We start from the raw sequence: 20,734 nt of genomic DNA, 5'->3' as shown, positions 1-20,734 counted from the left end.
GAGAAGACGCGCACCCTCGCGAGGAGGGGCGCTGGGGCTACTGGTGCAGCGCCGGGACGATGAGGTAGATACCGAAGAGCACGACGGCACCGCACAGCACGAAGCACACGTAGGCGACGATCAGCGCAAGACGCTTCTGCAACGGCGTCAGCGGGTTGCGCTTCGCCGCCTTCTTGATGCGCTTGGCCTCCGCCGCAGCCTCGGTCGGAGTGACGATGGTGATCGCGTCGGTGAACTCGGCGGGGGTGACGTTCGGCGCCTTGCCGGCCGTAGAGAGCATCCGCAGCCCGAGCGCGTAGAGCGAGACGACGATGCACGCAGACAGCAGCGCCGCAGCGGCGACGAGGAGGAAGGCGATCCAGTCGATCATGCTGCGCTCCGTCTCGCGTCCTTCGGCTTGACCTTGCGGATCTTGACGACGCGGCCGGACTCCGCGACCTCGCTGACGCCCTCGAAGGCGTTGTGGGCGTGCACGTTGTTGCGCCGCGAGAGGGCGAAGATCAGCACGATGACAGCCACCGCCACCACGAGGTCGATCGCGACGCCGACAGGGCCGAGAAGTCCGATGAAGGCGGTGATGGCACCGACGATCGCGGCTGCTGGAAGGGTCATGAGCCAGCCGAGACCGATGCGGCCTGCCGTGCCCCAGCGCACGCTGGAGCCGCGGCGCCCGAGGCCGGATCCGATCACGGAACCGGATGCCACCTGCGTGGTCGACAGCGCGAATCCGAGGTGCGATGAGGCAAGGATGGTCGCCGCCGTGCTCGTCTCTGCCGCGAAGCCCTGAGCGGGCTTCACATCGGTCAGGCCCTTGCCGAGCGTGCGGATGATGCGCCATCCGCCCGTGTAGGTGCCGATCGCGATGGCCAGGGCGCACGCCGCGATGACGGCGACCGGCGGATTCGACCCGGGAGCGAGCACCCCGGCCGAGATGAGCACGAGCGTGATGACGCCCATGGTCTTCTGCGCGTCGTTCGTTCCGTGCGCCAGCGCCACCAGTGACGACGAGAAGATCTGGGCGAAGCGGAATCCGGCGCGGCCGTCGGGAAGATTGTCGTACCGCCTCGTGATCGCGTAGGCGAGGCGGGTGGCGCCGAAGGCGACCAGGCCGGCGATCGCAGGTGAGAGCAGAGCGGGCAGGATCACCTTGTCGAGCAGCACGACGTAGTCCACCGACGCGAATCCGGCGCCGACGATGGCGGCGCCGATCAGTCCGCCGAACAGCGCATGACTGGAGGACGATGGCAGTCCGTACAGCCACGTGACGAGATTCCAGATGATTGCGCCGACCAGTCCGGCGAAGATCATCGTCGGCGTGATCTGCACGCCGCCGTCGCCCTCCTTGATGAGGCCGCTCGAGATGGTCTTCGCCACCTCGGTGGACAGGAACGCGCCGACCAGATTGAGCACCGCGGCGAGTGCGACGGCGATCTTCGGCTTCATCGCGCCGGTGGCGATCGGCGTCGCCATCGCGTTGGCGGTGTCGTGAAAGCCGTTGGTGAAATCGAAGAAGAGCGCCAGCACGATCACCAGCACGACGATCAGGGTGAACTCCACCGACGTCTTTCTCGAGGAACGGGCACGGTTGCGGTCAGCCCGCTCCGGAATGCACCGGGCGGCGCATCCGGGAGTTCACCCGTCTGACACCGTGCGTTAAGACCTCAGTCGATGGTCACATGTGGCGGTGAGCGGGTCAACTCGACGCGGCTGGGTTCGACGGCGGATGCCGGTCATCTACGTCGACCCTTGGGTGAACCTTTGCGAACCCTGAGACGTGACGATGTCGACTCGGCTTCGGCCGGGCATCCGCACAGGTGATGGGCGCTTAGTCTGACCGGGTGACCACAACTGCACAGCCGCGCGGCCGTTTCCGGTCGTGGTTCCTGCAAGGCATGGCCGCACCCAGCCAGGGACCGCACGCCGAGTCTGTCGAGAAGACCCACTCGTGGTGGCGAGTTATGTGCCTGACCGGTCTCGACTACTTCTCGACCCTCGGATACCAGCCGGGCATTGCGGCTCTTGCGGCCGGCCTCATCTCGCCGCTGGCCACGATCGTGCTCGTCGCCCTGACACTTCTCGGCGCCCTGCCCGTGTACCGACGGGTGGCGAAGGAGAGCTTCCGCGGATCCGGCTCGATCGCGATGCTCGAGCGCCTGCTGCCGTGGTGGGCTGGCAAGCTCTTCGTTCTCGTGCTGCTCGGATTCGCGGCAACCGACTTCATGATCACCATCACGCTGTCTGCCGCGGACGGCGCAGCGCACGCCATCGAGAATCCACTCGCTCCGGCCTGGATGCACGGCGGCAACGTGCCGGTGACGCTCATCCTGATCATCCTGCTGGGCGCCGTCTTCCTGATGGGCTTCTCCGAGGCGATCGGCGTGGCCACCGTTCTCGTCGGCGTGTACCTGGCGCTGAACGTCGTGGTGGTCGCCGTCGCGCTCGGTCAGGTGGCCGAGCGTCCGATGGAGGTGACGGACTGGTGGGCCGCCCTCACGGCGACCCACGGCGATCCGCTGCTCGTGGTGGGCATAGCACTGCTGGTCTTCCCGAAGCTCGCGCTCGGCCTGTCCGGATTCGAGACGGGCGTCGCGGTCATGCCGCAGATCAAGGGCGATCCGACGGACACCCCTGACAAGCCGGCCGGACGGATCCGCGGTGCGGGACGTCTCCTCACCACGGCCGCCATCATCATGAGCTGCTTCCTCATCACGTCGAGCTTCGTGACGACGATCCTCATTCCGCAGAAGGAGTTCCAGCCGGGAGGCGCGGCGAACGGGCGGGCCCTTGCCTTCCTCGCGCACGAGTACCTGGGTCCGGTGTTCGGCACCGTGTACGACATCTCGACCATCGCGATCCTGTGGTTCGCCGGAGCCTCAGCGATGGCCGGGCTGCTCAACCTCGTGCCGCGCTACCTGCCCCGCTACGGGATGGCACCGCAGTGGGCACGCGCCATCCGCCCCCTTGTGGTCGTCTTCACGCTGATCGCGTTCCTCATCACGTGGATCTTCGACGCCAACGTCGATCGTCAGGGCGGCGCGTACGCAACGGGCGTGCTCGTGCTGATCACGTCGGCCGCCGTCGCCGTCGCGCTCTCCGCGTGGCGCAAGCGTCAGCGTTGGCGCCTGATCGCCTTCTTCGTGATCGCCGCCGTGTTCGTCTACACGACGATCGACAACATCGTCGAACGCCCTGACGGCGTGCGGATCGCGGCCTGGTTCATCCTCGGGATCATCCTGGTCTCGATCCTGTCGCGGGTGCGCCGGTCGTTCCAGCTTCGTGCGACTTCTGTGCGCCTGAGCCTCACGGCGGCGGGATTCGTCTCCGAAGACGCGGAGGAGTTCGGCACCATCCGGATCGTCTCGCACGAGCCCGACGTCGACACCGTGCAGGAGTACGCCCAGAAGAGCAAGGACGAGCGACGTTTCGCGCACATTCCGCAGGGCTCGCCCATCATCTTCCTCGAGGTGCTGCCCCGCGATTCCTCGGACTTCGAGGAAGACCTCGAGGTCGTCGGCGTGGCCAAGCACGGCTATCGCGTGCTGCAGGTCACGAGCGCGAACGTGCCGAACACCATCGCTGCCGTTCTGCTGCAGATCCGCGACGAGACGGGGGTCGTGCCCGAGATCTACTTCGAGTGGACTGAGGGCAATCCGGTCTCGAACATGCTGCGCTTCCTCGTCACCGGCACGGGCGAGGTGGCGCCGGTCACCCGTGAGGTGCTGCGCGAGACCGAGCCCGACACGAAGAGACGCCCGCACGTGCACGTAAGTTGATGACATGACGGAGTCAGCCGGCCGCGCGCGACAGTCCGAGATCTACCTCGACGGCGTTCTCGGACGGATTCCGCGGGTACCCGTCTCGTATCCGCGCCTGGTCAAGGCGGCGAAGCGCGCCATGTCGAAGGAGGCGTTCGCGTACGTGGCCGGATCCGCCGGCCTCGAGACCACGGCGAGCGCCAACCGTCGCGCGTTCGGAAGGCACAGGATCGTGCCCCGCGTGCTCAAGGATGTCGGGACCCGCGATCCGACCGTCGAGCTCTTCGGCACGCGCAGGTCGACGCCGTTGTACCTCGCACCGATCGGCGTGCTCGACCTGGCGCATGCGGATGCCGACACGGGGGCCGCTCGAGCCGGCGCCGGCCTGGGCATCCCCGTCGCACTTTCCACCCAGGCGTCGACGCCGATGGAGCGGGTGACCTCCGCCATCCGCGGTGCCGAGGCGTGGTATCAGCTGTACTGGAGCTCGTCGCGCGAGCTCACCGAGAGCCTCGTGCGACGAGCGGAGGCGAGCGGATGCGAGGCGCTGCTCGTCACGCTGGACACGCACCTTCTCGGCTGGCGCCCGCGGGATCTCGACCTCGGATTCCTCCCGTTCGCGCGCGGCCGCGGCATCGCCCAGTACACGAGCGATCCGGTCTTCATGCGCCTGGTGAACGGGCGGATCGCCGCGACCCAGGCGCGACCCCGGCCGAAGGTCACGCCGCAGGCAGTGCGCACGCTCGTCGAGATGTCCTCGCGCACGCCCGGGTCACTCGCCCACAACCTCCGATCACCCGTGCCGCGCGCGGCGGTCGAGACGTTCCTCGACCTGTTCGCGGATCCGACCCTCACCTGGCCGGACCTGACGTGGCTCCGCTCCATCACGAACCTGCCGATCGTGCTCAAGGGCGTGCTGCATCCGGACGACGCGAGGGGCGCCCTGGACTCCGGCGTGGACGGCATCATCGTGTCGAATCACGGCGGACGCCAGGTCGACGGCGCAGTCGCCGCGCTGGATGCCCTGCCGAACATCGTCGACGTCGTCTCCGGACGCATCCCGGTGCTGTTCGACAGCGGGGTGCGTTCGGGAGCCGACGTGTTCGTGGCGCTCGCCCTCGGAGCATCCGCGGTCGGGATCGGCCGCCCATACGTCTACGGGCTGGCCGCCGGCGGCGAGGCGGGTGCCAGGGACGTGCTACGCAACATCCTCGCCGAGTTCGACATCACCATGGCGCTGGCGGGATGCACGACCATCGCCGAGATCACCCGCGACACGCTCGCTCCCGGCTGACCCCCTGCACGACCGACGCCTCTCGGGGCCGGCCCACCCTACGGCCCGGTCATCGGACGGGGTGCCGTCCGGCTCAGGCCGTGGCTTCGGTCGCCTGCCCGATCAGCGCGAGCACGGCCTGGGCGTATGCGGTTTCGGCCTCCGTCGCCTCGAACCTGGCGCGGATGCCGTCGCGCGCGGTCTCGACGACGAATCCGCCGCTCTCGGCGCGGCTCAGCGACGCGAACGTACCACCGAGCAGGCCGCGCAGCTGGTCTTCGCGCGGCAGCCAGAGCGCGTTGTCCAGCGCGACGGAATCCAGGGCCCACTCCGTGGTCCCGTTGAAGCCGAGGATGGTGCCGGTGTCGAACTCGTGCGCCTCGATGGTCATGTCGCTGACGGTGAAGGTCTCGCCGTCGAACTCGCCGGAATCGATCGCGAACACATCGCCCGACGACGGATGCCACACCAGGCCGTGATCCTTGAGCTCGCGTGCCAGCTGGGTCGTGATCATCCCGCCATTATGCGCCAGCGGCCCGCGCCGGGAACGGTCGATCCGGCGGAATCGGTGCGGGAGTCGCACGGAACGGGCATGGACGCACGGATGCCTCGCGTGCGGCATCCGAAGGCCGGTCAGTCCGCCGGCACGAGCTCCGCGACGAGGCACACCTGGAACGGATCCGGCATCATCCAGGTCTCCGAGCGCGTCAGCCGGAAACCGGCGGTCTCGGCGATCCCTGCGAGGGCGGCCGGGGTCCCCGTCCGGCGGTGCAGATGGTCGTGCGCGCCGTGCGCGTGGCGCTCAGCACCGCGCGCAAGGGCAGCTGCGACCTCTGGGACCTCGTCGGCGGCATCGGTACGGAACACCGCCACCACGACGCGTCCGCCGGGCGCGAGGAGACCGCGCCAGCTGCGGAGGGCTTCCGGCGGGCCCGCTATGAGGTGGAACGCCGTCACGCACGTGATCAGGTCGAAGGATCCGGCGGGGAACGGCAGCTCACCCGACGCATCCGTCTGCACCAGTTCCGCCTCCGGGAGCTCGGCGCGGGCCACGGCGAGCATCCCAGCGGAGACGTCGACGCCGCAGCGACGCGTGACGGTCGACGGAAGCGCCCTGAGCACCAGGCCCGTGCCCGTCGCGATGTCGAGCACGCGGTGCACCTCGGGCGTGCCTTGCGCGTCGGGCGCGTCATCCGCCAGTGCGAAGCGCACCGTCTCGGCTGCGAGGGCGCGATGGAAAGCCGACTCGTCGTACGTGGCTGCACGCCCGTCGAACATGCGCGCGATGTCCTCAACGGTCTCCCGTGCCACGGCTTCCGGCGGCGCGGCCTCCGGCGTGCCCTCGGTGCTCGGGTGGCCGTGATCCGTCATGGTCGACTCCTCGTCTGCCTACCGGGCGCGCGATCCCGCCGCCATGCCCGACCGATGCGGATGCGGACGCCCGCTCGCGAGACTATTGCTCCTCGTGGTGGTTCGGGTCGCCGTCGAACAGGCGGCCGTCGCGCTTGCCGAGTGCAGTGATCGCGGCCACCTCGTCGTCGCTGAGCGCGAAGCCGAAGATGCCGAAGTTCTCGCGCTGCCGTTCGACGGAACTCGACTTCGGCAGGGCGACGGAGCCGAGCTGCACGTGCCAGCGGAGAACGACCTGGGCGGGTGTGACGCCGTGGGCAGCCGCAGCATCGGTGATCGCCTTCTCGGACAGCACCGGCGAGTTCTTGCCGAGCGGGCTCCACGCCTCGGTGACGATGCCGTGCTCGGCGTGGAACGCGCGCAACCGTTCCTGAGGAAAGTACGGATGCAGCTCCACCTGGTTCACGGAAGGCAGCTCACCGGTCTCCCGCTGCAGGCGCGTGAGGAACTCCTCGGTGAAGTTCGAGACGCCGATGGTGCGGACGAGCCCGCGATCCCTCAGGTCGATCATCGCCTTGAACGTGTCGACGTACTTGTCGACGCTCGGGTTGGGCCAGTGGATCAGGTACACGTCGATGATGTCGACGCCGAGCGCGCTGCGAGACTCCTCGAACGACTTCAGGGTCTCGTCGTATCCGTGGTGGCGACCGGGGATCTTCGTCTGCACGATGAGCTCCGAGCGGTCGACGCCGGATGCCCTCATGCCGCGGCCGACGGCATCCTCGTTGCGGTAGTTGACGGCCGTGTCGAGAAGACGGTACCCGACCGCGATCGCGTCGGCGACGGCCTTCGCACCCTCGTCGCCACGCAGCGGATACGTGCCGAATCCAGTGGCGGGGATGAAGGTTCCGTCGTTCAGTTCGTACTGCGGAATGCTCATGCCTCAACGCTACCGACCACGGCGCGTCGGCGAGTCGCACCGACTCGAAACCGTGCCAGGACAGCGCGTCCGGGTCGGTAGCGTTGACCCATGCCAGAGTTCTCCGCAGCGTCCTCCACCGTTCCGCCGGTCGCGAAGCAGGTGCCGTTCACGCGCACCCACCACGGCGACAGCGTCGAGGATCCTTACGAGTGGCTGCGCGACAAGGACGATCCCGAGGTGATCGCCCACCTGAGCGCTGAGAACGCCTACACCGACGAGCAGACGGCCCATCTGGCGCCGCTGCGCGAACGGATCTTCGAGGAGATCCGCTCCCGAACACAGGAGACCGATCTCTCCGTGCCGATGCGGGAAGGCGGATGGTGGTACTACTCGCGGTCCTTCGAGGGCAGGCAGTACGGCGTGCAGTGCCGCGCCCCGATCTCCTCCGACGAGGACTGGACGCCGCCGACCATCGCCGAGGTCGACGCGAGCACGCCGGCGCTGCCCGGCGAGGAGGTGCTGTTCGACGCGAACGCGGAGGCGGAAGGCCACGAGTTCTTCCGGCTCGGCACCTTCGACGTCAGCGCCGACGGGCGCAGGCTTCTCTATGCAACGGACACTGTCGGCGACGAACGGTACACGCTCCGGGTACGCGAGCTCGCGACCGGCGCCGACCTCGACGATGAAGTGCCGAACACCTCGGCGGGCGCGGTGCTCTCCCCCGATGGCCGATACGCGTTCTACGCGACGGTCGATGATGCGTGGCGACCCGACACGATCTGGCGCCACGAACTGGGCACCACCGCTGCCGACGACGTCGTGGTGCACCACGAGCCCGACGAGCGGTACTGGGTGGGCGTCGGCGTCATGCGCAGCAGGGGCTTCATCGAGATCGGCATCGGCTCCTCGATCACGAGCGAGTCGCGGCTGATCCCCGCATCCGATCCGACGGCGGAGCCGGCGCTCGTCTGGCCGAGACGCGAAGGCGTCGAGTACGACGTGGAGCATGCGATCGTCTCGGGCGAGGACCGCTTGCTCATCGTGCACAACGACCACGCCGAGGATTTCGAGCTCTCGGATGTCGCGGCATCCGATCCGCAGGGCACCAGGCGCATCGTGCTGCCGCACCTCCCCGGCCGCCGCCTCGAATCCGTCGACGCATTCGCCTCCAGGATCGTCGTCGAGTACCGCCGCGAGGGTCTCACCCGGGTGGCCGTGCTGCCGCTGACGAACGACGGATACGGCGACCTGCGCGAGCTCGGGTTCGACGAGCCGATCTTCACGGTGGGCACAGCGGGCAACCCCGAGTGGACGCAGCCGACCGTTCGACTGGGATACGGATCCCTCGTCACCCCTTCGACCGTGTACGACTGGCTCCCCGACGCCGAGCCCGGCGCAGACGAGCTTCGCCTCCTGAAGCGGCAGCCCATCCTCGGCGGCTACGACCCGGATGCTTACGAGCAGCGCCGCGAGTGGGCGACGGCCGGCGACGGCACGCTGGTGCCGATCTCGCTGGTGTTCCGGCGCGACCTCGTCACGCCGGGAACTCCCGCTCCGCTGGAGCTCTACGGATACGGATCGTACGAGCACAGCATCGATCCGGCCGTCTCCATCGCCCGGCTGTCGTTGCTGGACCGCGGCGTCGTCTTCGCCATCGCCCACGTGCGCGGCGGAGGTGAACTCGGCCGGCACTGGTACGAAGACGGCAAGCTGACGAACAAGCGCAACACGTTCACCGATTTCGTCTCGTGCGCCGAGCACCTCGTCGACACCGGGTGGACCTCCCCAGACCGGCTCGTCGCCGAGGGCGGGAGCGCTGGAGGCCTGCTCATGGGTGCTGTCACGAACCTCGCGCCGGAGCTCTTCGCCGGCATCCTGGCCGACGTGCCGTTCGTGGACGCGCTGACGAGCATCCTGGATCCCGATCTGCCGCTGACGGTGATCGAGTGGGACGAATGGGGCGACCCGCTGCACGAGAAGGCGGTCTACGACTACATGAAGTCGTACACGCCGTACGAGAACGTCGCGACGGATGCCACTTCCTACCCGCGCATCCTCGCGGTCACGAGCCTCAACGACACGCGCGTGCTGTACGTGGAGCCCGCCAAGTGGACGGCACGGCTGCGCGCGGCCGGCGCACCCGTGCTGCTGAAGACGGAGATGTCGGCCGGGCACGGTGGGGTCAGCGGACGCTACAACGCGTGGCGCGAGCGCGCGTTCGAGCTCGCGTGGCTGCTCGACGTTCTGGCGGTCTGACGCAGAAGGCGCCGGGGCTCGCTTTCCGGGCCGTGCGGCTCAGAGCGGCTGGTCGCGCTGAGCGCTGAGCGCGTAGGACCCGCCGGACCGAGACCGCTCAAGGATGCCGGCATCGACGAGATACCGGCGCAGCGTCACGTGGTCGTCGGTGAAGACCCGCAGCCGCTCGTTCACCTGCGCTTCCGTCAGTTCCTCGGCCGGACGGAACGCACGCTCCGCCACGTGCAGGAGCAGCGCGTGACGCTCCCCCGCCGACATCGGATACCGGTCGATCCGGCCGCCGCGCAGGAACTTGTCGATCCCGGCGGCGGACTCGACAGGGTTCGCCGCCAGGATCGCGGCGAACGGAGCAAGCGGAACGGGCTCGCCCGACGCCTCGTCGAAGGCGAGCAGCCCACCACGGGCGAGCGTCTGCAGTGCTCGCTCCCACTTCGAGGTCGACAGGCCGCCCTGGACGTCCGATCCCGTCATTCCGGCGGCCAGTCGTGCGTAGACCGTTCGGGCGTCGTCGTTCGCGAGAGCGGCGACGGGCGCTCGCCACGTCCCTGGGCTTCGAGTGTCGTCAGTCATGTTTCGATTTCCGGGTCGATGTTCCGGCAGTGATCCGGCGGCCGTGTTGGTGGTGGCGCGTGTTCCTGGTGGTGCGTGTGCTTGGTGGCGCGTGCCCTCGAGCGGTGTGTACTCGTGGGCCCGGCCGGCTCACCCGAAGAGCAGTGCGGCTTCCTCGTAGCGATAATCGGGCACGATGTTCAGGCCGACCGTCGCCTCCGCGATCGACACGATCTCCACGTCAGTGCCCTTCAGCGAGACCATCGAGCCCCACTGCTGCGTCTGCACGGCATCCACCGCTGCCATACCGAGACGCGTGGCGAGCACCCTGTCATACGCGCTGGGCACTCCTCCACGCTGGATGTGGCCGATCACCGTCGCGCGCGACTCGATGCCGGTGCGCTCCTCGATCATCGGCGCGAGGAGCTCGCCGATGCCGCCGAGGCGCGGGCGGTTGAACGCGTCCAAGCCCTTGTGGGAGTGCGCCTCCTCCATGGTGTCGAGGTGGAATCCCTCCGACACGACGACAACGGGCGCGCGTCCCCGATCGCGCACGTGCTCGACCCAGGCGCAGATCTGATCGATCGACTGCGGATGCTCAGGAATGAGAATGGCGTGCGCACCAGCAGCCATGCCGGAGTGCAGGGCGATCCATCCCACATGGCGTCCCATGACCTCCACGATCATGCAACGCTGGTGCGATTCCGCCGTCGTGCGCAGCCGGTCGATGGCCTCGGTGGCGATCTCGACGGCGGTGTCGAATCCGAACGAGTAGTCCGTTGCGGCCAGGTCGTTGTCGATGGTCTTCGGAACTCCGATGACGTTGATGCCGCCCTCGTCCACCAGCCGGCGAGCCGCGGTGAGCGTGCCTTCGCCGCCGATGGCGATCATGGCGTCGATGCCGTTCTCGTCCATCATCCGCTGGATGTTTTCCGGTCCTCCGCCATCGCCCTCGAACGGGTTCGTACGGCTGGAGCCGAGGATGGTTCCGCCCTGACGCGAGAGTCCGCGCACGCTGTGGCGGTCGAGAGTGACCATGTCCGCGTTGACGACGCCGCGCCATCCGTAGCGGAATCCGACGAACTCGTCACCGAAGACGCGATCGCCCTTGAGGACCGCCCCCCGGATGACAGCGTTCAGGCCTGGGCAGTCACCGCCGGAGGTGAGAATACCGATCTTCATTACGCGCCTCTTTCGCACATACAGGAATGACGTCTGTTTGCACGTCGATACGCCGCTGTATCGGCCGATACGTCAATGATCATGCCGGATGCCGCGGGTCCGCTCCAAAACGGCCACCCGATGGTCGCCGTCGTTTCAAGGCGAACGTCAGCTCGCGCTCAGCGCACGTTCCAGCTTGGACGAGCTGGCCGACGGATGTCCGCCAGCCGCGACGACCACCGCTTCGAGTCCGTCAAGCAACTCGCCTCTGGCCTTTCGGCTGTCGGGCGCAGCCGCAGACAGCTCGACCTCCCACTCGCGCCACGTCTCGCTGCCGCCCGTCACGAGGTTCTCCCCCGTGACGTGATCGTCGCAGTACTCCGCGACCGGATATCCCGCCGCGTCCAGCAATCGCGACACCACCCGATGGTTGCGGACGCGGGCGACGGGAGCGAGTTCTGCATCGCCGACGAGCTCGCGCACGGCCTCGCGCAACGGATCCGGAACAGATGCCTTCCCCTGCTCGTCCTCCCCCTCGCCGAACGCCCAGTGCTGCTCGAGCCGGCCCTCTCCGGCATCGCGCTTGACGTGCCATCCCGCGTCCGGACCGCCCTCGCGGCGGCGCAGCGCGACGCGCGCGTGGGCGAGCGCGAGATCCGCGGTGTCGTAGTACACGGCATCCAGCTCGCGGATCTCGGGCGCCTCGACGACCGCGATCGGGCCGACGCCGACGAAACGCGGCTCCTCGGCCGTCTCGGTCACGTCGTACTTGCGCTCGATCTCGATCGTGGAGGTTCCGTGCTTCGTCATCGCCCCAGTCTTGCGCAGGTACCGCGGACCCGATGACCATGCTGCCGGACGAGCCGGGCGGCGCCTACGGGTCCGTGCGACGACCGCCTTTCGACGAGACCCTGGGCAGCGTCTCGGTGCAGGGCTACCCTGGCAGCATGACCGAGCACAGCGAGGCACGGCACGAAGATTCCGATGCGGACTTCGACGAGTTCGCCGCCGCTCAGGACGGCGACTACGAGCCGGACGTCGACGAGGCAGAGGGCCTTGCCGACGAGGACGAGCGACCCGTCGACGATCTGGATGACGACGGCTTCCCCGATGAGGACCGCATCGTCGTCTTCGACGACGAGCCGGACGCGGACGACGCCTGAGGCCTACGCGTCGAGTGCGTCGCGCAGCAGCGAGATGAGCGCGTCGAGCTGCACGGAGTCCGCCGAGCCCGGCTCGATGTCCACGCCGTCCAGCGCGCGCAGCGCCAGTGACTGCTTCGCGTCGATGAGCTCAGCGATCTTGGAGTCGATGGTCTGCGCCGCGATGATACGCCACGCCGTCACCGGCTCCTCCTGACCGATGCGGTGCACGCGGTCGATCGCCTGCGTCTGCTCCGCCGCCGTCCAACTGAGCTCGGCGAGCACCACGTTCGATGCCGCCTGCAGGTTGAGCCCGACCCCCGCAGCTGTCAGGGAGCACACAGCGACGGCGACACCCGGATCGTTGTTGAACGCGTCGATCTCCCGCTGCCTGGCCAGCGCCGTCTGGTCGCCTCGGATGGACACGGAGCGCAGCTCGCGCGACGCGAACGCCTCCTCCGCCTGATCCATGACGTCGATGTGCTTGGCGAAGAACACGACCTTGCCCACCGAGCGCGCCAGCTGGGCCGCATAGTCGGCGGCGAGCCCGGCCTTGGCCTGGCCGATCTTGCGCACCATCGTGAAGACGTTCTCGCCCGACTTCTGGCCCTTGGACTCTTCTAGTTCCGCGTGCGCCACCATGCGGATGAGATGCTCTCGCCGCTCATCGTCGTCGCCGGAATGGGAGTCACCGACACCGGCCTCCTGAGCGCGACGGAATCGCTGCACGAGTCGCGCGGCGAGTTCGCGCTCCGCCGCCTTGATCGAGCGTCCCAACTCGTCGTCGAGCTCGACCGGCAGGTCGACCACCCTTCGAGACGGGAGATCGGCCGCGACGTCGATCTTCTTGCGGCGCACGATGCCCATGTCGATCACGGACTCACGCGCCGACGTGTAGAAGCCGGGGTCGGCCGGGGTGAGGTCGCTCTCGTCGAGGCGCTCCATGAGTTCGGACGTCGGCTTGGATCCGTCGATCCAGCCGAGGAACTGCCAGATGGCGCGGAAGTCGTCGATGTCGTTGATCAGCGGCGTACCGGTGAGCGCGATCATCAGTGGGTCGGAGACGGAGCGCCGGATGGCATCCGCGAGTCCGAGCACGTACCGGGAGCGCTGGGAGTGCAGGTTCTTGATGAAATGCGCCTCGTCGACGACCATGCCACGGAATCCGAGTTCGGAGAGCCACGACAGGTGCCGATCGAGCACCTCGTAATTGACGATCACGATGTCGGCGAAGGCGTCGAGCCCCTCGCCGTCGCCGTGGATGACCGTTGCACGGCGGTGCGGCGTCCACCTCTCCACCTCGCGGGCCCAGTTCATCTTCACGACGTTCGGCACGACGGCGAGCAGCGGATACGCGCCGGCGACGGACGCCGCCAGCACCGACTGCGCGGTCTTGCCGAGCCCGGGCTCGTCTGCGAGCAGGAACGAGCGGTGCCCGAGCCGCACGGATTCGATGAATCTGGCCTGGTGCTTCATGAGCTCGAGACCGGAAGGCGAGTAGCGGTCGAGCTTGGGCGCCGGTGGCAGCTCCATGCTCGCCGCCTTGCCGGACCCGTATTCGAACGACTTGAACAGCGGACCCAGCAGCTCCCACGAGTCGAGCCGTCGACGCGGTGCGGGCGTCGAATGCTGCGCCAGCGCAAAGTCCGGGGCCAGGAACGGGTTCGAAAGCTGACGGGCACGGACCGACTGCGGAACGACCTGCTTCTGGGCCAGTTCCGGTGACAGCAGCACCTCCTGCTTCGGCTTCGGTGCTTCAGTGGTGATGATGAGGTCGTCCGGCTCGAGCTCGGCTCCCGACTCGAGCAGCCAGTCCCTGCGCATCTTCTGCGCTGCGGCGCTCGGCGGGGCCGTCGATTCCAGCAACGAGATGAGCGAGGTGTCGCGCGCGGCCGTCTTCGCCAGAATCGTGGCGATGCCGTCGAGACGCTTCAGCTGCTCGGCGCGAGCCGCGTCTCCGAGCGTCGGATCGGACTTGGCGCGTGCCCGCTCTTCGCGCATCAACAACGCGATGACCTGGAACTTCGTGCGGTTGGTCGGCCCGAGCTTCTTGCCCGTTGTCGCTTTCGCCTCGACCTCGCGCACGCGGCGCGCGAGGACGGGAATGAGACCGTCGTTGTTCGAGTGGCGAGAGCCGGAACGACGGGAAACCTGAGCGGTGCGATCGCCGGTGTGCGGCATGATCCTCCTGTGCGTGAGGGCCCGTGCTTCACGGGCACTCGTGGGTGTGCCGTCGGGGCGCCCGGAAGTGATCACCCGCATGCGTCCTTCTCGGGCCGTGAAAGGCCGTGAGCGACGAGACCGATGCGGGTGTTCGGACCGCTGCGAATGCGTGAACCAGGCCCGAAGGTCGTCTGCGATGCAGCCGACGAGACGTGTCCGGCGGATGCCAGGACCCCGACGAGCAACCATTTTACGGCACGCGGCGCCCGCTCGTCACCTCGGCGCGGCGCGCCGCCACTCTCGCGCGGCAACGGATCGCATCACACGTGCTCCGGCCGTGCGTCGGATGATGTCAGGCGGCGCCTTCGAGCGCGTCCTTCAAGACGACGGCGTGGTTGATCTTCGGGTCGCGCGCCGCGTACACGAGTGTGACCGGCTCGGACTCGCCGAGCTCACGCAGCCGCTCCAGCTCCGGGCTGCCGTGCAGCTCGGCCAGATACCGAACCCGGAATTCGTCGAACTTCGCCGGGTCGTGGTCGAACCACTCGCGGAGGGCGGTACTGGGGGCGACGTCCTTGTCCCACTCCGCGAGATCCGCTCGCTCCTTGCTCACGCCCCGCGGCCAGAGCCGGTCCACGAGCACGCGGTGCCCGTCCTCAGGCGATGCAGGATCGTATGCACGTTTGATGACGAACGACACGTCACTTCCCCTTCGTGCCGCTTCCTCGTGGCGCGCTTCCCCCGCGCGTGTTCTGCTTGGACGTCGCCTTGCCGTCGTACCGGCCGGCCGGGCCGGCGGTCTTCGCCTCGACCGGGACCTTGATGGAGACCCCGACGGCGATGAAGACGACGGCACCCGCCAGGTGCAGGATCCGCAACCAGAGATCGTCGATCGGCAACGGCCACACCGGATTGAACACCACGGCGATCGGCACGAGGCCGATCAGCCACCAGTACGCCTTGCCCTGCACGGCGAAGACGCACATGATCAGAGCCAGGATCGCGACGGCGAACTGCACCCAGACGTACCAGGCGCCGCCGATCAGTGCCAGCGCGGCGATGAGGATGATGGCACCCAGCAGCCCCGGCAGCAGGGCGAGTCGGGCGTACGAGGTTTCTTGGGCAGGGCGCGACATGTCACAAGAAGTCTAGGTCGCACGGCGCGAGCCCATTCCCAGAGGTGCGCCCGGATGAGTGGCCGCGACGGTGCCGGCCGAGGAACGCCTCGCCGACGACATCCGGTCGGCTCAGCAACGTCCCTTGCAGAGCAGGAATCCGAAGGAGTCGATGGTGTCCACGACCACCGTCACCTTGCTCACCGTGAGAAGGGCACCGAACGCCGCCTCGGAGACGGCAAGCGTCTCGACACGGTGGCCCTCGGCATCCGCTGCCAGACCGGCGACGGCGAAGGCGATGTCCTCGAGATCGTGCTCCCCCTCGATCACGATGGGTGCGTCGTCATCGAGCGGGGTCACGGTCAGAAGCGCCGTCACGACCTCCTCGACGGAGTCGTGTGCCACCCGGATGCCGTGGGGCGCGTCGTGCTCGGGGCTCACGATCGCGATCCATGCCGAACTCGGGGTCTCGTCGAGTGCACGAAGGAGCGCACCGGACACTATCGGTGAGAGATTCTTGAGCACCCGGGCACCCCACTTTCCCCTCGGGTCGGAACATTCCGCAGGCCGGACAACGCAACCTCGTTCTTCGGGTCGGAAGCTGCATCCGGATAGCACCTGAGCCGAGGGTATGCAAGCCTCTGGTCTCGAGGCAGTCCCCCTTTGGGAGCGCACTAGTCGGTGCGCCCCTCTTCGAGGCACGAGCAAACGTTCTCCAGGCCCGTCAAGACGCGGGTAAGCGTTCTCCGGATCGGTCGATCGCGCTCATCTGCGCATTCGGCTCGGATTCGCGGGTCGGCAGGCATCCGGAACCGTCCCCGCGTCGTTCGAACTCCGCTGGCGCCAGGCGGCACGTGGCCTACCCTGAGACCGTGATCGAGGACATCAAGAAGCGGGCGCTGCACCGCACGCGCATTCTCTCGGGCCAGCTCCGCGGGCTCGAGAAGATGATCGAGAACGAGGACTACTGCGTCGACATCCTGACGCAGTCGCTCGCCATCCAGAAGTCGCTCGGATCGCTCAACAAGCTTCTCGTCGAGAATCATCTGCGCACCCACGTTGCGGCGCAGTTCGAGGCCGGCGGCGACGAGCGCGAGCGAGCGATCGAAGAGCTGCTGCGCGTCTTCGAGCTCTCGAACAACAGAGGCTGAAACGGGCGCCACCGTCGTCGGTTCGGTTCGCATCGAAGCCGTGCCGGGCGACATCACCGAGCAGCACGTGGACGCCGTCGTCAACGCTGCCGATTCGGCGCTCATGGGCGGAGGGGGCGTGGACGGCGCCATCCATCGAGTCGGCGGTCCCGAGATCCTCGCCGAGTGCAGGATGCTGCGCGAGACGCGTTTCCCCGACGGCCTGCCGACCGGTGACGCCGTCGCCACGACGGCGGGCCGCCTGCCGGCACGCTTTGTGATCCACGCCGTCGGTCCGGTGTACTCCACCCACGAGGACAGGACCCGACTGCTCGTCAGCGCGTACGCGCGGTCGCTGGCGGTCGCCGGGGAGCTGGGCGCGGCATCCGTGGCGTTCCCGGCCATCTCGGCGGGAATCTACGGATGGCCGATGGACGACGCCGCCAGGGTCGCCGTTCGCACCGTACGCGGGCGAGCGGATGCCGTGCCCGGCCTCGCCCTCGTGCGCTTCGTGCTCTTCTCCGAGCGGGCGCTCAGCGCGTTCGACCGCGAGCTGACGATGTCAAGCGGTTGAGAAACCAACAGACCATTCCGGACGTCTGGACCGCCACGCGTGGCCTCTGGATCGATGCCCATCTATCGGCACCTAGTGGCGGTGCCGCATGTGCTCCTTCGGCAGCAAGATCGGCCGGCTCGTCGGCGGAACGTCGTGCAGCGTCTCGAGCGCTCCGCGCAGCTCCGACAGCCATGCCTCGTATCCGCGGTCTGTGAGATGCAGCGAGTCGTCTGAGCAGTCCGGGTCGATCGCGCCGTCCGGTCCTGCGAGCACCGGCCAGAGGTCGAGGTACTGCGCCCGCACCGTGGAGGCGAACTGCCACAGATGGCGGTTCACGTCCTTGATCGTGTCCGCGTACGCCGCCTCGCGTGGCATCACCGACTGCACGAGCAGCTGTGCGCCGGGCAGCGCCTTGCGCAACGTCACGAGAATGGTCTCGATGTTGCGCACGATGTGCTCGGCCGATCGGCGCCACGCCAGATCGTTCGTTCCGATGAGCAGCACGATCGTGTCCGGCTGCAGGGCGACCACCTCGTCGAGGCGCGCGATCACCGCATCCGTCGTGTCGCCGCCCACCCCGAGGTTGCGGGTGCGGTCCTCTGGAAACCACTCGTCCCAGCGTCCGCTCGCAGTGATGCTGTCTCCGACGAAAACCGTCCCCGCCGTTTCCGACATGTCGCTCCTTCTGCCCGACATCCATCTTGACCCGGGAAGGCCGCAACACGCCACCGGTTGATGTCACAGGTTGCGCTCGACGCGACCCGATCGGCGGAACGCAGCCACCCCGAGCGTTCGCACCCACCGGTCACAGCCGCGCGCGTTCCTCGTGGTCGGCCGGTCTCGCGTGGCCGGACCTCCGGCGGAGGTGGAACGCTCAGTCAGCGCATGCTCTTGGTGTGCCAGACCGTCTTTGTCTCGGTGAAGGCGGCAATGCGCTCCAGCGAGCGAAGATCGACGGAGCCGCCGTCCGGCGGGAGCACGCGCTTGAGCGTGTCGGCCGCGGCGATCTGCAGTTCGACCCAGTCCAACGCCGCGGCACCGGTCAGGTCGAGGGCGTTGACGTCGGCGTGCGAGGCCAGCCACGGTGCGAGCTCGGCCGCGGATCCGGTGAGCACGTTGACGACGCCGCCCGGCACGTCGCTCGTCGCCAGCACTTCGGCGAGCGAGATCGCCGAGAGCGGGTGCTCCTGGTCCGCGACCACGACGACGGAGTTGCCTGTGACGAGCGCCGGCGCGACGACGGCGACGAGCCCGAGCAGCGACAGCCCGCCCTGAGGCGCGATGACTGCGACGACGCCCGTCGGCTCCGGCACGGAGATGTTGAAGAAGGCCCCTGCCACCGGATTCGCGTTGCCTGTCACCTGCGCGAACTTGTCCGCCCAGCCCGCATACCAGACCCATGTGTCGATCGCCTCGTCGACCTGCGCAGCGGCATCCTGCCGGGAAAGACCCTCGGATGCCCGCACCTCCTCGACGAACTGCTCGCGTCTGCCCTCGAGCAGCTCGGCCACCCGGTAGAGCACCTGACCGCGGTTGTACGCGGACGCGCCCGCCCAACCGGACACGGCCTTGCGGGCGGCGACGACAGCATCCCTGGCGTCCTTGCGGGATGCCAGTGCGGCGTTGGCGAGGAACGACCCGTCTGCACCGAGGACCTCGTAGGTGCGGCCGGATTCGCTGCGCGGGAACGCGCCGCCGATGAACAGCTTGTACGTCTTGGGGACGGCGAGGCGGGTCACTGTGCGGATCCCTTCTTCGTGCTGGAAGTCTTCGCGCCGGAAGCCTTCGCGCCGGTCGCCCTCCGGGCGGTTGTGGCCGACGTCGTGCGACTCTGCGTCTTGCCGGTGTCCGCGGCCGACCCGGCAACAGCCTTCGCAGCCGACGGGATCAGGGCCTTCGAAGTGGCCGTCACTCGCACGACGGATGTCGACTGCTTCAAGTAGGCGGCAAGCCCGTGGCGACCACCCTCGCGGCCGTATCCGGACTCCTTGTACCCGCCGAACGGCGAGGCGGGGTCGAACCTGTTGAACGTGTTCGCCCACACCACGCCGGCACGCAACCTGTCGGCGACGGCGAGGATGCGGCTGCCCTTGTCGGTCCAGATGCCGGCGGAGAGCCCGTACGGGGTGTTGTTCGCCTTGGCGATGGCCTCGTCCGGCGTGCGGAACGTGAGCACGGACAGCACGGGTCCGAAGATCTCCTCGCGGGCGATGCGACTGGACGTGGACACGTTGTCGAAGATGGTGGGCGCGAACCAGAAGCCGTTGTCGGGGATGGCGCAGTCCGCCGTCCAGCGCTGGGCGCCCTCCGCCTCGCCGATGTCGCTCAGCTCACGGATGCGCTGGAGCTGCTCAGCCGAGTTGATGGCGCCGATATCGGTGTTCTTGTCCAACGGATCGCCGAGCCGCAACGTGCCGAGTCGCGTCTTCAGCCGGTCGACGACCTCGTCGTGCACGCTCTCCTGAACGAGAAGGCGGGATCCGGCGCAGCAGACGTGTCCCTGGTTGAAGAAGATGCCGTTGACGATGCCCTCGATGGCCTGGTCGATCGGTGCGTCGTCGAACACGATGTTCGCAGCCTTGCCGCCGAGCTCGAGGGTCACCTTCTTGCTCGTGCCCGCGATGGACCGGGCGATCTCGCGGCCGACGGCCGTCGATCCGGTGAAGGCGACCTTGTCGACATCCGGATGGTTCACGACCGCGCGGCCCGTCTCCCCCGCACCCGTCACGATGTTGACGACGCCTGCAGGAAGACCGGCCTGCTGCACGATCTCCGCGAAGAGCAGCGCCGTCAGGGGCGTGGTCTCCGCCGGCTTCAACACGACGGTGTTGCCCGCGGCGAGCGCAGGCGCGATCTTCCAGGCCAGCATGAGCAGCGGGAAGTTCCACGGGATGACCTGCCCGGCGACCCCGAGCGCTCGCGGCGACGGCCCGAGGCCGGCGTAGTCCAGCTTGTCGGCCCATCCCGCGTAGTAGAAGAACCAGGCTGCGACGAGGGGGACGTCGACGTCGCGGCTCTCCTTGATCGGCTTGCCGTTGTCGAGGCTCTCCGCCACAGCGAGCTCGCGCGCTCGCTCCTGCACGAGACGCGCGATGCGGAACAGGTATTTGCCGCGGTCCGCGCCGCTCAGCTTCGACCAGACCCGATCGAACGCACGCCGTGCCGCCTGCACGGCGAGGTCGACGTCGTGGTCGTCGGCGGTGGAGATCTCCGCGATGGTCTCCTCGGAGGCCGGGGAGATCGTGCGGAAGGCTTCACCGTGTCCGTCGACGAACTCTCCGTCGATGAAGAGCCCGTACGAGGGCTTGAGGTGGAGGATGGCGCGCGACTCGGGAGCCGGCGCGTAATCGAGGAAGGTCATC

The 20,734-nt window shown here is 68.1% G+C and carries 21 protein-coding genes; 6 read left to right on the top strand and 15 right to left on the bottom strand.

All coding sequences use genetic code 11. The annotated features are described in order from the left end of the window. Positions 1-37: 37 nt before the first annotated feature. The gene (locus HII28_RS15650) at positions 38-370 is read right to left on the bottom strand and encodes a peptidase (protein WP_170026747.1); all 333 of its coding nucleotides are present in this window, start codon (positions 368-370) and stop codon (positions 38-40) included. Next, positions 367-1,557: an inorganic phosphate transporter gene (locus tag HII28_RS15645; protein WP_170026746.1), complete on the bottom strand. Its 1,191-nt coding sequence runs from the start codon at positions 1,555-1,557 to the stop codon at positions 367-369. The genes HII28_RS15650 and HII28_RS15645 overlap by 4 nt, the downstream gene beginning before the upstream one ends. A gap of 335 nt (positions 1,558-1,892) precedes the next feature. Between HII28_RS15645 and HII28_RS15640 the strand changes: the two genes are divergently transcribed. Together HII28_RS15640 and HII28_RS15635 are read left to right on the top strand one after the other, a co-directional pair. Beyond that, positions 1,893-3,773, top strand: a complete 1,881-nt coding sequence (locus HII28_RS15640; protein WP_240978314.1) for an amino acid transporter — start codon at positions 1,893-1,895, stop codon at positions 3,771-3,773. Positions 3,774-3,777: 4 nt separating this feature from the next. Then, entirely contained in the window at positions 3,778-5,049 is a 1,272-nt protein-coding gene (locus tag HII28_RS15635; RefSeq protein ID WP_170026743.1) for an alpha-hydroxy-acid oxidizing protein, read from the top strand. A 73-nt stretch (positions 5,050-5,122) separates the two neighbouring features. Here HII28_RS15635 and HII28_RS15630 read toward each other — a convergent pair whose 3' ends face one another. From HII28_RS15630 to HII28_RS15620, 3 genes are all read right to left on the bottom strand, one after another. Beyond that, positions 5,123-5,542, bottom strand: a complete 420-nt coding sequence (locus tag HII28_RS15630) for a hypothetical protein (RefSeq protein WP_170026741.1) — start codon at positions 5,540-5,542, stop codon at positions 5,123-5,125. Positions 5,543-5,661: 119 nt separating this feature from the next. Further along, positions 5,662-6,399 (bottom strand): methyltransferase domain-containing protein, encoded by a 738-nt coding sequence (locus HII28_RS15625; RefSeq protein ID WP_240978127.1) that lies wholly within the window; start codon positions 6,397-6,399, stop codon positions 5,662-5,664. Between the two features lie 82 nt (positions 6,400-6,481). Then, positions 6,482-7,318, bottom strand: a complete 837-nt coding sequence (locus HII28_RS15620) for an aldo/keto reductase (RefSeq protein WP_170026738.1) — start codon at positions 7,316-7,318, stop codon at positions 6,482-6,484. Positions 7,319-7,408: 90 nt separating this feature from the next. On the opposite strand from HII28_RS15620, the gene HII28_RS15615 reads away from it, so the two are divergent. Continuing rightward, on the top strand, positions 7,409-9,556 hold the full coding sequence (locus HII28_RS15615) for a S9 family peptidase (protein WP_170026736.1): 2,148 nt from the start codon (positions 7,409-7,411) through the stop codon (positions 9,554-9,556). Positions 9,557-9,595: 39 nt separating this feature from the next. On the opposite strand, the gene HII28_RS15610 is transcribed toward HII28_RS15615, so the two are convergent. The 3 genes from HII28_RS15610 to HII28_RS15600 all read right to left on the bottom strand — a co-directional run bounded on the left by HII28_RS15610 (position 9,596) and on the right by HII28_RS15600 (position 12,076). Next, complete coding sequence (locus tag HII28_RS15610) at positions 9,596-10,126, bottom strand: DUF2087 domain-containing protein (RefSeq protein WP_170026734.1); 531 nt, start codon at positions 10,124-10,126, stop codon at positions 9,596-9,598. Between the two features lie 129 nt (positions 10,127-10,255). Next, positions 10,256-11,287 (bottom strand): 6-phosphofructokinase, encoded by a 1,032-nt coding sequence (locus tag HII28_RS15605; protein WP_170026732.1) that lies wholly within the window; start codon positions 11,285-11,287, stop codon positions 10,256-10,258. 147 nt (positions 11,288-11,434) lie between these two features. After that, positions 11,435-12,076: a CYTH domain-containing protein gene (locus HII28_RS15600; RefSeq protein WP_170026730.1), complete on the bottom strand. Its 642-nt coding sequence runs from the start codon at positions 12,074-12,076 to the stop codon at positions 11,435-11,437. Between the two features lie 32 nt (positions 12,077-12,108). On the opposite strand from HII28_RS15600, the gene HII28_RS15595 reads away from it, so the two are divergent. After that, entirely contained in the window at positions 12,109-12,429 is a 321-nt protein-coding gene (locus HII28_RS15595; RefSeq protein WP_170026728.1) for a hypothetical protein, read from the top strand. Positions 12,430-12,432: 3 nt separating this feature from the next. Here the strand turns inward: HII28_RS15595 and HII28_RS15590 are convergent, their stop codons facing one another. The 4 genes from HII28_RS15590 to HII28_RS15575 all read right to left on the bottom strand — a co-directional run bounded on the left by HII28_RS15590 (position 12,433) and on the right by HII28_RS15575 (position 16,211). Continuing rightward, positions 12,433-14,589, bottom strand: a complete 2,157-nt coding sequence (locus HII28_RS15590) for a DEAD/DEAH box helicase (protein WP_170026727.1) — start codon at positions 14,587-14,589, stop codon at positions 12,433-12,435. 334 nt (positions 14,590-14,923) lie between these two features. Beyond that, positions 14,924-15,271: a DUF488 domain-containing protein gene (locus tag HII28_RS15585; protein ID WP_170026725.1), complete on the bottom strand. Its 348-nt coding sequence runs from the start codon at positions 15,269-15,271 to the stop codon at positions 14,924-14,926. A gap of 1 nt (position 15,272) precedes the next feature. Beyond that, positions 15,273-15,707: a DUF6804 family protein gene (locus HII28_RS15580; protein ID WP_205864964.1), complete on the bottom strand. Its 435-nt coding sequence runs from the start codon at positions 15,705-15,707 to the stop codon at positions 15,273-15,275. Between the two features lie 111 nt (positions 15,708-15,818). Further along, positions 15,819-16,211, bottom strand: a complete 393-nt coding sequence (locus HII28_RS15575; protein ID WP_170026723.1) for a hypothetical protein — start codon at positions 16,209-16,211, stop codon at positions 15,819-15,821. Positions 16,212-16,558: 347 nt separating this feature from the next. On the opposite strand from HII28_RS15575, the gene HII28_RS15570 reads away from it, so the two are divergent. Both HII28_RS15570 and HII28_RS15565 read left to right on the top strand, forming a co-directional pair. Continuing rightward, positions 16,559-16,837 carry a metal-sensitive transcriptional regulator gene (locus HII28_RS15570; RefSeq protein ID WP_170026721.1) on the top strand — a complete coding sequence of 93 codons (279 nt, stop codon included), beginning with the start codon at positions 16,559-16,561 and terminating at the stop codon, positions 16,835-16,837. A gap of 31 nt (positions 16,838-16,868) precedes the next feature. Next, positions 16,869-17,390, top strand: a complete 522-nt coding sequence (locus HII28_RS15565; RefSeq protein ID WP_170026884.1) for an O-acetyl-ADP-ribose deacetylase — start codon at positions 16,869-16,871, stop codon at positions 17,388-17,390. A gap of 72 nt (positions 17,391-17,462) precedes the next feature. Here the strand turns inward: HII28_RS15565 and HII28_RS15560 are convergent, their stop codons facing one another. From HII28_RS15560 to HII28_RS15550, 3 genes are all read right to left on the bottom strand, one after another. Further along, positions 17,463-18,047 carry a GDSL-type esterase/lipase family protein gene (locus tag HII28_RS15560; protein WP_170026719.1) on the bottom strand — a complete coding sequence of 195 codons (585 nt, stop codon included), beginning with the start codon at positions 18,045-18,047 and terminating at the stop codon, positions 17,463-17,465. A 203-nt stretch (positions 18,048-18,250) separates the two neighbouring features. Beyond that, entirely contained in the window at positions 18,251-19,111 is an 861-nt protein-coding gene (locus HII28_RS15555) for an aldehyde dehydrogenase family protein (RefSeq protein ID WP_170026717.1), read from the bottom strand. Next, positions 19,108-20,733, bottom strand: coding sequence for an aldehyde dehydrogenase family protein (locus tag HII28_RS15550; protein WP_240978117.1), 1,626 nt, complete (start codon positions 20,731-20,733; stop codon positions 19,108-19,110). The genes HII28_RS15555 and HII28_RS15550 overlap by 4 nt, the downstream gene beginning before the upstream one ends. Between the last annotated feature and the right edge of the window lies 1 nt (position 20,734).

This window comes from Planctomonas sp. JC2975 (assembly GCF_012985205.1).
In the GTDB taxonomy this organism is placed as follows: domain Bacteria; phylum Actinomycetota; class Actinomycetes; order Actinomycetales; family Microbacteriaceae; genus Humibacter.
This window is presented reverse-complemented; position numbering and strand designations above follow the sequence as displayed.

Excerpts from the sequence above, each read along its gene's own strand:
- HII28_RS15650 (WP_170026747.1), bottom strand. The coding sequence starts at position 370 with ATGATCGACTGGATCGCCTTCCTCCTCGTCGCCGCTGCGGCGCTGCTG.
- HII28_RS15640 (WP_240978314.1), top strand. The coding sequence starts at position 1,893 with ATGGCCGCACCCAGCCAGGGACCGCACGCCGAGTCTGTCGAGAAGACC.
- HII28_RS15635 (WP_170026743.1), top strand. The coding sequence starts at position 3,778 with ATGACGGAGTCAGCCGGCCGCGCGCGACAGTCCGAGATCTACCTCGAC.
- HII28_RS15630 (WP_170026741.1), bottom strand. The coding sequence starts at position 5,542 with ATGATCACGACCCAGCTGGCACGCGAGCTCAAGGATCACGGCCTGGTG.
- HII28_RS15625 (WP_240978127.1), bottom strand. The coding sequence starts at position 6,399 with ATGACGGATCACGGCCACCCGAGCACCGAGGGCACGCCGGAGGCCGCG.
- HII28_RS15620 (WP_170026738.1), bottom strand. The coding sequence starts at position 7,318 with ATGAGCATTCCGCAGTACGAACTGAACGACGGAACCTTCATCCCCGCC.
- HII28_RS15615 (WP_170026736.1), top strand. The coding sequence starts at position 7,409 with ATGCCAGAGTTCTCCGCAGCGTCCTCCACCGTTCCGCCGGTCGCGAAG.
- HII28_RS15610 (WP_170026734.1), bottom strand. The coding sequence starts at position 10,126 with ATGACTGACGACACTCGAAGCCCAGGGACGTGGCGAGCGCCCGTCGCC.
- HII28_RS15605 (WP_170026732.1), bottom strand. The coding sequence starts at position 11,287 with ATGAAGATCGGTATTCTCACCTCCGGCGGTGACTGCCCAGGCCTGAAC.
- HII28_RS15600 (WP_170026730.1), bottom strand. The coding sequence starts at position 12,076 with ATGACGAAGCACGGAACCTCCACGATCGAGATCGAGCGCAAGTACGAC.
- HII28_RS15595 (WP_170026728.1), top strand. The coding sequence starts at position 12,109 with ATGACCATGCTGCCGGACGAGCCGGGCGGCGCCTACGGGTCCGTGCGA.
- HII28_RS15590 (WP_170026727.1), bottom strand. The coding sequence starts at position 14,589 with ATGCCGCACACCGGCGATCGCACCGCTCAGGTTTCCCGTCGTTCCGGC.
- HII28_RS15580 (WP_205864964.1), bottom strand. The coding sequence starts at position 15,707 with ATGTCGCGCCCTGCCCAAGAAACCTCGTACGCCCGACTCGCCCTGCTG.
- HII28_RS15560 (WP_170026719.1), bottom strand. The coding sequence starts at position 18,047 with ATGTCGGAAACGGCGGGGACGGTTTTCGTCGGAGACAGCATCACTGCG.
- HII28_RS15550 (WP_240978117.1), bottom strand. The coding sequence starts at position 20,733 with ATGACCTTCCTCGATTACGCGCCGGCTCCCGAGTCGCGCGCCATCCTC.